The sequence below is a fragment of the Aeromicrobium phoceense genome (assembly GCF_013868155.1).
In the GTDB taxonomy this organism is placed as follows: Bacteria; Actinomycetota; Actinomycetes; order Propionibacteriales; family Nocardioidaceae; genus Aeromicrobium; species Aeromicrobium phoceense.
The window spans coordinates 636,228-649,116 of the sequence record NZ_JACEOG010000001.1 but is presented as its reverse complement, the minus strand read 5'-3'; the positions used below and the strand labels follow the sequence as shown (position 1 = coordinate 649,116).

The following is a 12,889-nucleotide window of genomic DNA, read 5'->3' as shown; positions in this document are numbered from 1 at the left end:
CGGTCCGGCGTCGCGGAGCAGGGCCGAAGGTCCCGAGTTGCCGGGACCTCCGGCCCCGGCGATCTCGGTACGGTGAGCGCGTGGACGAACAGGACCGGAAGCGCTGGGAGAACATCGTCGACGCCGCCGTCGCGGTGACGTCCGATCTCGACCTCGACAGCCTGCTGGCCCGCATCATCGAGCTGGCCCGCGACCTGACCGGTGCCCGCTACGGCGCGCTGGGGGTGCTGGGGCACGACCACGGCGAGCTGGCCGAGTTCCTCACCCAGGGCATCGACGAGGAGACCGCAGCCAGGATCGGCGACCTGCCGCGAGGTGCCGGGGTCCTCGGCGTCGTGCTCCGCGACGGGGTGCCGCTGCGACTCGACGACGTCGCCTCCCACCCCGCCTCCGTCGGCTTCCCGCCGCACCACCCGCCCATGGGCGCGTTCCTCGGCGTGCCCGTGCGGGTCAACGGCCAGGTGTTCGGCGACCTCTACCTGACCGAGAAGCCGGGCGGGTTCACCGACGACGACGAGCGCCTCGTGACCGGTCTCGCCGCGGTCGCCGGGACGGCGATCGCGAACGCGCGCCTGTTCGACGAGCTCGCCGGCACACGGGCCGAGCTCGCGCGGATGGCCGTGGTCGAGGACCGCAACCGCATCGCGCGCGACCTCCACGACCTCGTCATCGGGCGGCTCTTCGCCGTGGGCCTGTCCCTGGACCGGATCTCGCGGAACGTCGACGAGCCGTGGGCCGGCCGGGCCTCGCAGGCCGTGGACGACGTGGACCGGGCGATCGCCGACCTGCGCGGGGCGATCTTCGCGCTGGGCTCCGACGCCGCGACCGACGAGGCACGTCTCGTGCGGCTCCTGAAGGCCACGGCCGCGCCGCTGGGCTTCGCGCCCGTCATCGACATCGAGGGTGACCTCGGCCGGCTCGACATCGGCCTGCGCAGCGACGTGCACGCGGTGATGAACGAGGCGCTGGCCAACGTCATCCGGCACGCGAGGGCCACGTCGGTGCACCTGCGCCTCGAGGTGGCCGAGCACGAGGTGGTGGCCACGGTGACCGACGACGGTGCCGGCATGGGCGACGCCGAGCCGGCCAGCGGACTGGCGAACCTGAGCGAGCGGGCCCAGCGCTCCGGCGGGTCGTTGCGGATCGGTCCCGGTCCCGGAGGCACGGGGACCCGCGTGGTCTGGCGCATCCCGCTCGCAACGGCCGACGCCGCGGCCGCCCTTCCGTAGGCTGAGCCCGTGAGCGAACCCATCCGCGTCTTCCTGCTCGACGACCACGAGGTCGTCCGGCGCGGCGTCGGAGATCTCCTCGAGGACTCGGGAGTCATCACCGTGGTGGGCGAGGCCGGAACGGTCGCCGAGGCCGCCACCGCGATCGAGCGGCTCCAGCCCGACGTCGCGGTGCTCGACGCGCGGTTGCCGGACGGCTCGGGGATCGAGCTGTGCCGACGAGTGCGGCTCTCGGCCGAGCGCACGGCGGTCCTCATCCTGACGTCCTACGAGGACGACGAGGCGCTCTTCGAGGCGATCATGGCCGGAGCCTCGGGGTTCCTCCTCAAGCAGGTGCGCGGGAACGACCTCGTCGACGCCGTCCAGCGGGTCGCCGCGGGTCAGTCGCTGCTCGACCCTGCTGTCACTCGCTCGGTGCTCGAGCGCCTGCGCCACCAGGCCGACCCCGACCCGCTCGACGAGCTCACCGCGCAGGAGCGCAAGGTCTTCGACGAGCTGCGGCTCGGCCGCTCCAACCGCGAGATCGCCGCCACGCTCTTCCTGTCGGAGAAGACCGTCAAGAACTACGTCTCCACCGTCCTGGCCAAGCTCGGCCTCGAGCGCCGCGCCCAGGTCGCCGCCTGGGACCGCTGACGCCCGAGGCCTCGCGCCTAGGCTCCCGTCAGCAGGTCGCCCCGCTCGACGCGGCGGCGGCGCTGCTCGGCCGGGTCCGGCACGGGCACGGCTGCGATCAGGCTGCGCGTGTACTCCTCGGTGGGCCTCCTCAGCACCTGGTCGCGCGGGCCGAGCTCGACCAGCCGCCCACGCTGCATCACCGCGACCCGGTTCGCCAGGGTGTCGACCACCGCGAGGTCGTGCGTGATGAACAGGCACGCGAACTGGAGGCGCTGCTGGAGCTCGAGGAAGAGCTCCAGCACGCGCGCCTGCACCGAGACGTCGAGCGCCGAGGTGGGCTCGTCCGCGATGAGCAGGTCGGGGTCGAGCGCCAAGGCCCGGGCGAGGCTGATCCGCTGGCGCTGACCGCCGGAGAGCTCGTGCGGGAACCGCTCGGCGAAGTCGCCGGGCAGCTCCACCGAGTCGAGCAGGCTCCGCACCTTCTCGGTGACCTGGGCGTCGCTGAGGTCGGTGTGCACCCGCAGCGGCTCCGCGATGCAGTCCAGGATCGACATCCGCGGGTTGAGCGAGGCCGCCGGGTCCTGGAACACGAAGCCGAACCGGCTGCGGTACGGGCGCAGCTCCTTGTCGCTGAGGCCGGAGATCGTCTCGCCGCCCACGCGGACCGTGCCCGACGTCGGCTGCTGCAGCCCCACGGCGACACGACCCAGCGTGGACTTGCCCGAGCCGGACTCGCCCACCAGGCCCAGCACCTCACCACGGTGCACCTGCAGGCTGACGTGGTCGACGGCGCGGAAGGCCGTCTCGCCCCAGCCACCCGGGAACTCCACCACGATGTCCTCGAGGTCGAGCACGACGGGCGCACCCTCGAGCGGGGCGGGGCCGGTCGGGCCGTCCTCGCCCACGTGCGTGCGACCGAGGTGGGGCACCGAGTCCAGCAGGGCCTGCGTGTACGGGTGCGCGGGCGCGGCGAAGAGCCGGTCGACGGGCGCCTGCTCGACGATGCGTCCCTTGTACATCACGACCACGCGATCGGCGATGTCGGCGACGACGCCCATGTTGTGCGTGATCAGCACGATCGCCGTGCCGAGCCGCGAGCGCAGGTCCAGCAGCAGCTCGAGGATCGCCGCCTGCACCGTCACGTCGAGCGCGGTGGTCGGCTCGTCCGCCACGATCACGTCCGGTTCGCACGCGATGGCGATCGCGATCACCACGCGCTGCTTCTGGCCGCCGGAGAGCTGGTGCGGGTAGTAGTCCACCCGCTTGGCGGGATCGGGGAGGCCGACCAGCTCGAGCAGCTCGATGGCCCGGGCCCGGGCGTCTGCCTTGCTGGTCTGACGGTGGGCGCGGATCGCCTCGACGACCTGCCAGCCGACGGTGCGCACCGGGTCGAGCGCGGTCCCGGGCTCCTGGAAGACCATCGAGATCTCGTCGCCTCGGATCGGCCGCAGCTCCTGCGGCGTCATCCCGATCAGCTCGCGCTCGGCGTCCCCGCTGGTGTGCAGCACCGCGGACCCGTCCACGGTCGCCGTGCTCGGGAGCAGGCCCATGACGGCACGTGACGTGACCGACTTGCCCGACCCGGACTCGCCGACGACGGCGACGACCTCGCCGGGTGCGACGTCGAAGCCCACGCCGTCCACCGCGACCACGCGGCCGGCGTCGGTGCCGAAGCTCACCCTGAGGTCCGACAGGGACAGCACCGCGGTGCGCCGTGTCTCCACCGATTCCGGAGCGCTGATCGGCGCAGTCCCGGTGGCGTCCGTGATCTCCGGCGCGGCGCTGAGGTCCTCGGCCAGCTCGATCTCGAGCTCGCCCTCGGCCTTGTCGGCCGCACGCGTGCGCAGCAGCGGGTTGGTGATGTCGTTGAGGCTCTCGCCCATCAGCGTCACGCCCAGCACGACCAGGACGATCGCCAGACCCGGGTACAGGCCGGTCCACCAGATGTCGTTGGTGGCGTCGGGCATCGCCTTGTTGAGGTCGTAGCCCCACTCGGCCGCGGCCGATGGCTCGATGCCGAAGCCCAGGAAGCCCAGCGCCGCCAGGGTCAGGATCGCCTCGGAGGCGTTCAGGGTCCCGATCACCGGGAGCGTCTGCGCGACGTTGGACAGGATGTGCCGGAACAGGATCCGCGGGGTCCGCACGCCCACGACCTTGGCGGCGTCGACGTACGGCTCGGTCTTGACCGAGACCGTCGCGTTGCGGATCACGCGGTAGTACTGCGGGATGAAGATGACGGTGATCGAGATCGCCGCCGAGGCGATGCCGCCGAGCGCGCCGCTCGACCCGCCGGAGACGACGATCGAGACGACGATCGCGAGCAGCAGCGACGGGAACGAGTAGAGCGCGTCCATCACGAGCACGAGCGTCTTGTCGAGCCAGCCGCCGAGGTAGCCCGAGACCAGCCCGAGCGGCACGCCGATCAGGCTCGAGACGAGCACGGCCAGGATGATGACCTCGACCGCGGTGCGGGCCCCGTAGACGACGCGCGAGAGCACGTCAGTGCCTCCCACGTTGGTGCCGAACCAGTGGTCGGCGCTCGGCCGTTGCTGCGTGCCGAACAGGACACCGTCGTCGCCGCGCACCTGGTTGAAGTCGTACGGGGCGATCCACGGCGCGAAGACGGCGAGGACGAGGAAGAACGCGATGAGCCCGAAGCCCAGCAGCAGCATGAACCGCTGGAGGCCGTGGGACTGCGAGACGACGGACTGGCCGGGGTAGCGCATCAGAACCTCACTCGGGGGTCGACGAGCGCCACGATGGCGTCGATGAGGAAGCTCGCGATGCACACGATGAAGGCGATCGCGGTGACGATGCCCTGCACGGCGAGGAAGTCGCGCCGGACCAGGTACTCCGTGAGCTGGTAGCCCAGCCCGTTCCACTCGAAGGTCGTCTCGGTCAGCACCGCGCCGCCGAGCAGGATGGCGATCTGCATGCCCATGACCGTGACCACCGGGACCAGGGCGTTGCGGAAGGCGTGCTTGCGCTCGACCTGTCGCTCCGAGACGCCGCGGGCGCGGGCGGCCGTGACGTAGTCGGCGCGCAGCGTCTGCAGCAGGTTCACGCGGACGAGTCGCAGGAAGATGCCGCCGGTCAGCATGCCCAGCGCGAGCGCCGGGAGCACGGCGTGCTGGAGGACGTCCCAGATGTACTCCGGCTCGCCCCACAAGATGGCGTCGATGATCATGATGTTGGTCTGCGGCTCGACCTTGGCCAGCGTCAGCTCGGTGGCGGTCGAGGCCCGGCCGGAGGTCGGCCAGCCGAACGGGGCGACGGCCAGCTTCAGCAGCAGGCCGACGAAGAAGACGGGTGCGGCGTAGGCGACGATCGCGAACAGCCGCAGCAGCACGTCGCGCCAGCGGTCGCGGTGGCGGGCGGCGATCCGGCCCAGCGGGATGCCGATGGCGAACGCCACCATCAGCGCCCAGACCGACAGCTCCAGCGTGGCGGCGCCGTTGACGATGAGGATGTCGGTGACCTCACGGTTGTCGGTCAGCGTCGTGCCGAAGTCGCCGTGCAGGATGTTGCCGAGGTACTCGAGGTACTGCACGATGATCGGCCGGTCGAGGCCCGCCTCGGCCTTGCGCTCGGCGATCTGTTCAGGCGTCAGGCGGCCACCCTGCGCCGCGGTGATCGGGTCGCCGATCACGCGCATCAGGAAGAAGACCAGGGTCACCAGCACCCACAGCATCGGGATGATCAGCGCCAGCCTGATCAGCAGGTAGCGCGCGAGCGGGCTCAGCCCGCCGCGGCGACCGGGTGGTTCGGCCGACGGGCTGTCGGCGGCGACGAGGACGTCAGTGGTCACGCTGTGCTCCTGCCTACGTGGAAGCGGGGCCCCGGCACGCGCAGGGCGTGCCGGGACCCCGGTCCCGGGTGTCCGTTACTTCGACAGCGACGCGAACCGGAACTTGAACGACGGGTCCAGCGTGTCGCCCACGCCCTTCACGTCCTTGCCGGCCACCGCGACCTGCGCGCCGGTCAGCAGCGGCAGGATCGGCACCTGGTCGGCCACCATCTCCTGCGCCTCGGCGAGCTTGGCCTCGCGCGAGGCGGCGTCGGCGTCGACCCGCTGCTCGTCGAGCAGCTTCGTCATCGCGTCGTCCTCGTAGTGCGACTGGAGGAAGTTGTTCGGCGCGAAGAACGGCGTGAGGTAGTTGTCCGGGTCCGGGAAGTCCGGGAACCAGCCCAGCTGGAACGCCGGGTAGGCGTCCTTCACGCGCTCCTCGGAGTAGGTGTTCCACTCCGTCGACTGCAGGTTGACGGTGAAGAGTCCGCCTTCCTCGAGCTGGCGCTTGACGGCCTGGTACTCCTGGTCGGAGCTGCCGCCGTAGTGGTCGGGGTTCCACTGCAGGTTCAGCTCGACGGGCGTCGAGACGCCGGCGTCGTCGAGGACCTTCTTCGCGGCGGCCGGGTCGGGCGCGTCGCCGTACTTGTCCTTGAACGCCTCGGTCGCGCCGACCTGGCCCTCGGGGACGGCCGAATAGGCCGGCGTGTAGGTGCCCTTGTAGACCTCCGAGGAGATCTCGTCGCGGTTCACCAGGTAGGCCGTGGCCTGGCGGACGGCCTGCTTCTGCGCGTCGTCGTCGCCGGGCATCGTCTTGAGGTTGAACACGATGTAGCGCAGCTCCCCTCCGGGTCCGGTGTGGACCGTGACGTCGTCGGACTTCTTCAGGCTGTCGATGTCCGTGGGGGTCAGCGAGCGGTACGCGACGTCGATGTCGCCCTTCTCCACGTCGAGCTTGAGGTTGTTCGAGTCGGCGTAGTAGCGCATCGTCACGTCCGACTTCGGCTCACCGTAGGTGCCGTCGTAGTCGGGGTTGACCTTGAACTCGGCCAGCTCGTTCTTCTTGTACTCGCCGATCGTGTACGGGCCGGAGAAGGCGTTGGCCTCGACCGCCGCGTCGTCGTCGAGCAGCTTGTCGGCGGGGTAGGTCTCCTCGTCGACGATGGGGCCGGCGGAGGTCACCAGGACCTGCGCGAAGGTCTGGTCGTTCGGCGCGGCGAGCGTGAACGCGACCGTCGCGTCGTCGCGGGCCTCGACCTTCTTCATGGCGCCGAGCAGCGAGGCCGGGCCGTTCGGGTCGTTGATGTCGACGATGCGCTGGAACGAGAAGGCCACGTCGGAGGCGGTCAGCTCGTTGCCGTTGCCGAACTTGAGGCCGGACTTCATGGTGCACACGTAGACCGTGGGCTCCTCGAAGTCGCACTTCTCGGCGGCGTCCGGGGTCAGCTCGGTGCTGCCCGCGGGGAAGTTGAGGAGGTACTGGAAGACCTGCGTCTGCACCGCCATCGAGCCGTTGTCGTACGAGCCGGCCGGATCGATCGAGACCACCTTGTCGGTGGTGCCCACGATCAGGCTCGCGTCGCTGTCGTCGTCGTTGTTCTGACCTGCCCCGCACGCTGCCAGGACGGATCCGGCCAGGGCCGCGGTCGCCAGAGTGGTGACGCGTCGCCGCATCGAGTTCATGTGTTCCTCCCCTTCGGTGTCCACCATCCGGACACTCGCTGCGACGCTACTCCCGTCGCGCGGCGGGGGCCATCCGCAACGAGGTTGCGTTTTGGTTACGCCCGGAGGGGGCGCGCGGATCTGGGCGTGCGGAGCGGGCGATATCCTCGGACCATGAGCCACGACCAGCATCTCGCCGATTTCGATCCCGACATCGCCGCGCTCCTCGACGCCGAGCTGGTCCGCCAGCAGACGACGCTCGAGATGATCGCTTCGGAGAACTTCGCTCCCGTCGCCGCCCTCGAGGCGCAGGGCAGCGTGCTCACGAACAAGTACGCCGAGGGCTACCCGGGCAAGCGCTACTACGGCGGCTGCGAGTTCGTCGACCAGGTCGAGCAGCTGGCCATCGACCGGCTCAAGGAGCTCTTCGACGCCGAGTACGCCAACGTGCAGCCCCACTCGGGCGCCTCGGCGAACGCGGCCGCGCTGCACGCGATCGCCACCGCAGGCGACACGATCCTGGGCCTCGACCTGGCCAACGGCGGTCACCTCACGCACGGGATGAAGCTCAACTTCTCGGGCCGTCTGTACAACCCGATCGCCTACCACGTCGTCCCCGAGACCGGTCTTGTCGACATGGACGAGGTGCGCGCCCTCGCGATCGAGCACCGTCCCCGCGTGATCATCGCCGGCTGGTCGGCCTACCCGCGCCAGCTCGACTTCGCCGCGTTCCGCGCGATCGCCGACGAGGTCGACGCGATCCTGTGGGTCGACATGGCCCACTTCGCCGGCCTCGTGGCTGCGGGTCTGCACCCGAGCCCGCTGCCGCACGCGCACATCGTCACCACCACGACGCACAAGACCCTCGGCGGCCCGCGCGGCGGCGCGATCCTCACGAACGACGAGACGATCGCCAAGAAGATGCGCTCGGCCGTGTTCCCGGGCCAGCAGGGTGGACCCCTCGAGCACGTCATCGCCGCGAAGGCCGTGGCCTTCAAGATGGCCCTGCAGCCCGACTTCGCCGAGCGTCAGCAGCGCACGATCGAAGGTGCGCGCATCCTCGCCGACCGCCTGCTCGCCGCCGACGCGGTGGATGCTGGCGTCCAGGTCCTCAGCGGCGGCACCGACGTGCACCTGGTGCTCGTCGACCTGCGCAACTCCGAGCTCGACGGCCAGCAGGCAGAGGACCGGCTCCACGAGGTCGGCATCACGGTGAACCGCAATGCGGTCCCGAACGACCCGCGGCCGCCGATGGTCACCTCCGGTCTGCGCATCGGCACGCCGGCCTTGGCCACGCGTGGCTTCGGCGCCGAGGAGTTCACCGAGGTCGCCGACATCATCGCCGCGGCCCTGCAGCCCGGCGAGGTCGACATCGACGGCCTGCGCAAGCGCACCGCCGTGCTGGCCGAGCGCTTCCCGCTGTACCCCGGCATCAAGCCGTTCACCTCGTGAACGACCGGCCGGGGGTGGGTGCGTGGTTCCGCCCGGCCGTCCTCGGCCTGCACCTGTTCGCGATCGCGGCGATCGGCTTCTGCCTGTTCATGGGCACGTGGCAGCTCGGCGCGTACGACCAGCGTCAGGAGGACGAGCGTGCCGAGCAGGGCAGCACCGGCGCGGTCGCTCTCGAGTCGGTGTGGAGCCCGACCGACATCTTCACCACCGACCAGGACCAGCGCCCGGTCACCGTCACCGGCACCTTCCGTCCTGCGGAGGAGCAGCTGTGGGTCACGGGTCGTGAGCACGACGGTCAGGACGGCGTGTGGCTGCTCGCGCCGGTCACGGTCGACGACGCGCAGCTGATGGTGGTGCGCGGGTGGGCGCCCCGCCCCGCGGCCGCGTTCCCCGAGGTGCCGGCCAGCGAGGTCTCCTTCGAGGCCGTGCTGCAGCCCGGCGAGGAGTCCGCCGCCGGCTGGGACGCGACCGCGCGCACGATCGGCTCGGTGCGGATCCCCACGCTGCTGAACGAGCTCGGGTACGCCGACCTGTGGTCGGGCTTCGCGATCTCCACCGATCCGGCGGTGGCCGGCGGGCTCGAGGTCGCCGACGTGCCGGAGTCCGACGTGTCCTGGACCGCGGGCGGTCGCAACCTCGGATACGGCCTGCAATGGTGGGTCTTCGCCGCCTTCGCGCTGTTCATGTGGTGGCGCATGGCCCGCGAGATGGTGCTTGGCCGCGAGCGGTAATCTGGGGCGGTGAACGACCGACTCCTGCGCGCTTACCAGGTCATGGCGACCATCGTGGGCCTCAACCTGCTGATCGTGATGGCCGGCTTCATCGGCAAGTACGCCACCGACGCGGGCTCGTGGTGGAACCGCAACCAGGACGCCTTCCTGGTCATCGACCAGCTGCACGGCTTCCTGTTCATGGTGCTGATCGTGCTCGTCGCCCGTCTCACGCTGCGCGAGAAGTGGTCCTGGGGCTACATGCTCAGCGTCATCGTGCTGGCCTGCATCCCGCTGGTGTCCTTCTGGTCCGAGCGCCGCACCACCCGTCGCGTGCACGCCGGCCGCCAGCCCGCCACCGTTTGAGGCGCTAGCCCTCCTCGGGGTCGGGGACGAACAGGTCCTCGATCCGGCACCCGAACACCGCCGCCAGCCTGAACGCGAGCGGCAGCGACGGGTCGTAGCGCCCCTTCTCGATCGAGATGACCGTCTGGCGCGACACCCCGAGCTCGTCGGCGAGGCGCCGCTGCGACCAGCCGCGCTCCTCCCGCACGCGCACGACGTGGTTCTCCATCAGCCCTCCCGGCGCTTGAGCCACAGCAGCCGCAGCGCCGCGTCGGCCATCGCGAAGGCGAGGACGACGGTGAGCGCGCCGCGCACCGACACGTCGAGGTCGACGAAGACGCCGACGACCAGCGCGACGCCCAGGAGCAGCAGCAGGTCCGTGAACGCCCCACTCTGGGCCCGCCGCACCCACTGGAGCTCGATCGTCTCCTCGGGGCGGTCCACCGCGTCGCGCAACGACGCCGGATCGACCAGCGCGACCCAGGCGAGCGCGAACACCGACGGCAGCGCCAGGAACGCGAACACCAGCGCCACGTCCCGCCGCGACCCCTCGAGCCCGATCATGGCCAGGGCGGCCACCGCACCCGACACGGCCAGCGCGATCGCCACGCACGACGCGAGGAGCACGCCCGTCCCCCCGCCCAGGCGGGCCCGTCCCCAGTAGTTCCGCTGCTGCGTGTCCAGTGTCATGCCAACCACCGTAGGGTCAAGGTCACTTGACAGTCAAGTGACCTTGACTCGTGGTGGTAGTCAGCGCCCGACGAACGTGGCCTTCCCGGGCCCGTCGGCGAGGAAGGACGCCATGCCGTGCTGGAGGTCCTCGGTGTCGAAGAGATCGGCGGCGATCTCGGTGGTGCGGGCGATGGAGCCCGGGACGCCACCGGTCTCGAACTCGCGCAGGATCTGCTTGGCGGCGCCGAACGCGCGGGTGGGGCCGGCGGCGAGGTCGGCGACGAAGGCGGCGACGCCGGCGTCGAGGTCCTCAGGGGCGAGGACGCGGTTGACGACGTTCCACCGCTCGAGGGTGGCCGCGTCGTACGGCGTCCCGGTGAAGACGAACTCCTTGGCCCGCGCGACGCCTGCGCGCCCGGCGAGGCGCTGGGTGCCGCCCATCGTGGGCGTCAGGCCGATGACGCGCTCCACGAGCCCGAACTTTGCCCGCTCCGACGCCAGCAGCACGTCGCACGCCAGCGCCACCTCGAACGCCCACGTGAGGGTCAGCCCGTGGGCCACGAAGACCGTCGGGAAGTCCAGGGCCGCGAAGCGCTCGGGCAGCTCGAGCATCCGGTCGTAGAGCTCGCGGGTCTCGACCTTGGACTTCCTTGCGTGGAACTGCGACACGTCGACGCCACCGGAGACGATCTTCCCTTCGGCGCGCACCACCAGCACGCGCGGCGGGTCGGCCTCGATGCGGTCGAGCGCCGCGTCGAACTCGTCGTGCAGCTCGAGCGAGTACAGGTTGACCGGGCCGGCGGAGAACGTGAGCGTCGTCACGCCGCCCTCGGTGTGGAGGTCGACGGTCACCGATCGTCCCTCGGATCGTAGGAGCCACCGCGGTCCGCGGTGGCCTTGCGGAAGACCGCGACGACGGCCGCGGCAGCAATCAGGAGCAACACCAGTCTCGACATGCCCCCACGCTAGCGGCCGGCGCTCGACCGCTCGTGCAAGGATGGAAGCAACCCCTGAAAGGACGTGAAGTGCCCACCATCGCAACGCTCCACACGAATCGTGGAGACATCAAGATCGAGCTGTTCGACCACCAGGCCCCCAAGACCGTGGCGAACTTCGTCGGCTTGGCCGAGGGCACGAAGGAATGGGTCGACCCCGCCACCGGTTCGGTGTCGACGAAGCCCTTCTACGACGGCCTCACGTTCCACCGGATCATCCCCAACTTCATGCTCCAGGGCGGCGACCCGCTTGGTGACGGACGCGGCGGCCCCGGCTACGAGTTCGACGACGAGTTCCACCCCGAGCTCCAGTTCGACCGCCCCTACCTGCTGGCCATGGCCAACGCGGGCACCAAGGCCAACGGCGCCGGCACGAACGGCTCCCAGTTCTTCATCACCGTCGCCAAGACCGAGTGGCTGAACCGCAAGCACTCGATCTTCGGTGAGGTCAAGGACGCCGACAGCCGCGCCGTCATCGACGCGATCGCCGCCGTCGAGACCGATCGGTTCGACCGTCCGGCCGAGCCCGTCGTGATCGAATCCGTGACCATCGAGAAGTGACCGACCAGGGCGCCGGCCAGACCTGCTACCGCCACCCGGGTCGGCCTGCGTTCATCCAGTGCCAGCGCTGCTCGCGCTACATCTGTCCTGAGGACATGCGCGAGGCCAGCGTCGGCTTCCAGTGCCCCGAGTGCGTGAAGAGCGGCCAGGCGGCCGTCCGCCAGCCGCGCACCCTCGCCGGCGGCGCGATCTCCACCAACGCGGCCGCGATCACGATGGCCATCATCGCGATCAACGTCGCGGCACAGGTGGTGGTCGTGGCGACCGGCGGCGTGCGCAACCCCAGCAACAGCGAGTTCTTCCGGTGGGGCTGGCTCAGCGGCATCGAGGTGGCGGACGGCCAGTACTGGCGGCTGCTCACCGCGGCGTTCCTGCACGGCGGCTGGCTGCACCTGGCGTTCAACATGTACGCGCTGTACCTGTTCGGACCCTTCGTCGAGCAGACGCTCGGGCGGGTGCGCTTCGTCATCACCTACCTGACCCTCGCGATCGGGTCGTCGGTGCTGGTCTACCTGCTGGAGGACCCGCTCACCCCGACGATCGGGGCGTCAGGCGCCGTCTTCGGCTTGTTCGGGCTCGCGCTGGTGTTCCTCATCCGCACCCGTCAGAACATCACCGGCATGCTCATCCTGCTGGCGATCAACGGCTTCATCAGCCTGCAGGAGGGCATCAGCTGGCAGGGTCACCTCGGTGGTTTCATCACCGGCGTGCTGCTCGGGCTGATGTTCGCCTACGCGCCCCGCGAGCGCAGGACCCTGATCCAGGTCGTCACGTTCGTGGCGCTGTGGGCGGTGTTCGTGGCCGCGATCGCGTGGCGGACGGACGAGATCATGGGCGCGATCGCACCGTGGCTCGGCTGAC

General features: G+C 70.4%; 13 protein-coding genes. 7 read left to right on the top strand and 6 right to left on the bottom strand.

Going from position 1 to position 12,889, the window contains the following annotated elements:
* Nucleotides 1–80: 80 nt before the first annotated feature.
* Together H1W00_RS03130 and H1W00_RS03125 are read left to right on the top strand one after the other, a co-directional pair.
* Entirely contained in the window at nt 81–1,229 is a 1,149-nt protein-coding gene (locus H1W00_RS03130; protein ID WP_181753516.1) for a GAF domain-containing protein, read from the top strand.
* Between the two features lie 9 nt (nt 1,230–1,238).
* Nucleotides 1,239–1,862 carry a response regulator gene (locus tag H1W00_RS03125; RefSeq protein WP_338072811.1) on the top strand — a complete coding sequence of 208 codons (624 nt, stop codon included), beginning with the start codon at nt 1,239–1,241 and terminating at the stop codon, nt 1,860–1,862.
* A gap of 17 nt (nt 1,863–1,879) precedes the next feature.
* On the opposite strand, the gene H1W00_RS03120 is transcribed toward H1W00_RS03125, so the two are convergent.
* The 3 genes from H1W00_RS03120 to H1W00_RS03110 all read right to left on the bottom strand — a co-directional run bounded on the left by H1W00_RS03120 (nt 1,880) and on the right by H1W00_RS03110 (nt 7,314).
* Nucleotides 1,880–4,570, bottom strand: a complete 2,691-nt coding sequence (locus H1W00_RS03120; RefSeq protein WP_241732811.1) for an ABC transporter ATP-binding protein/permease — start codon at nt 4,568–4,570, stop codon at nt 1,880–1,882.
* Nucleotides 4,570–5,652 (bottom strand): ABC transporter permease, encoded by a 1,083-nt coding sequence (locus H1W00_RS03115; RefSeq protein WP_338072810.1) that lies wholly within the window; start codon nt 5,650–5,652, stop codon nt 4,570–4,572. The genes H1W00_RS03120 and H1W00_RS03115 overlap by 1 nt, the downstream gene beginning before the upstream one ends.
* 75 nt (nt 5,653–5,727) lie before the next feature.
* Nucleotides 5,728–7,314, bottom strand: a complete 1,587-nt coding sequence (locus tag H1W00_RS03110; protein WP_241732810.1) for an ABC transporter substrate-binding protein — start codon at nt 7,312–7,314, stop codon at nt 5,728–5,730.
* Between the two features lie 153 nt (nt 7,315–7,467).
* Between H1W00_RS03110 and glyA the strand changes: the two genes are divergently transcribed.
* The 3 genes from glyA to H1W00_RS03095 are packed head-to-tail and all read left to right on the top strand — an operon-like array spanning nt 7,468 to nt 9,821.
* On the top strand, nt 7,468–8,745 hold the full coding sequence (gene glyA / locus H1W00_RS03105; protein WP_181753514.1) for a serine hydroxymethyltransferase: 1,278 nt from the start codon (nt 7,468–7,470) through the stop codon (nt 8,743–8,745).
* Nucleotides 8,742–9,476 carry an SURF1 family cytochrome oxidase biogenesis protein gene (locus H1W00_RS03100; protein ID WP_181753512.1) on the top strand — a complete coding sequence of 245 codons (735 nt, stop codon included), beginning with the start codon at nt 8,742–8,744 and terminating at the stop codon, nt 9,474–9,476. Before glyA ends, H1W00_RS03100 begins: the two co-directional genes overlap by 4 nt.
* Before the next feature lie 9 nt (nt 9,477–9,485).
* A complete protein-coding gene (locus H1W00_RS03095) occupies nt 9,486–9,821 on the top strand; it encodes a DUF3817 domain-containing protein (protein ID WP_181753510.1) in 336 nt (111 codons plus the stop codon).
* Nucleotides 9,822–9,825: 4 nt separating this feature from the next.
* Here the strand turns inward: H1W00_RS03095 and H1W00_RS03090 are convergent, their stop codons facing one another.
* Genes H1W00_RS03090 through H1W00_RS03080 form a run of 3 tightly spaced genes read right to left on the bottom strand, consistent with a single transcriptional unit; the run spans nt 9,826 to nt 11,324 of the window.
* Complete coding sequence (locus H1W00_RS03090) at nt 9,826–10,029, bottom strand: helix-turn-helix domain-containing protein (RefSeq protein ID WP_181753508.1); 204 nt, start codon at nt 10,027–10,029, stop codon at nt 9,826–9,828.
* Complete coding sequence (locus H1W00_RS03085) at nt 10,029–10,490, bottom strand: hypothetical protein (RefSeq protein ID WP_181753507.1); 462 nt, start codon at nt 10,488–10,490, stop codon at nt 10,029–10,031. Before H1W00_RS03085 ends, H1W00_RS03090 begins: the two co-directional genes overlap by 1 nt.
* A gap of 60 nt (nt 10,491–10,550) precedes the next feature.
* Nucleotides 10,551–11,324, bottom strand: coding sequence for an enoyl-CoA hydratase-related protein (locus H1W00_RS03080; protein ID WP_181753505.1), 774 nt, complete (start codon nt 11,322–11,324; stop codon nt 10,551–10,553).
* A 173-nt stretch (nt 11,325–11,497) separates the two neighbouring features.
* On the opposite strand from H1W00_RS03080, the gene H1W00_RS03075 reads away from it, so the two are divergent.
* The gene (locus tag H1W00_RS03075; protein WP_286930752.1) at nt 11,498–12,028 is read left to right on the top strand and encodes a peptidylprolyl isomerase; all 531 of its coding nucleotides are present in this window, start codon (nt 11,498–11,500) and stop codon (nt 12,026–12,028) included.
* Nucleotides 12,025–12,888 (top strand): rhomboid family intramembrane serine protease, encoded by an 864-nt coding sequence (locus H1W00_RS03070; RefSeq protein ID WP_206679957.1) that lies wholly within the window; start codon nt 12,025–12,027, stop codon nt 12,886–12,888. The genes H1W00_RS03075 and H1W00_RS03070 overlap by 4 nt, the downstream gene beginning before the upstream one ends.
* The last annotated feature ends 1 nt before the right edge of the window (nt 12,889 follow it).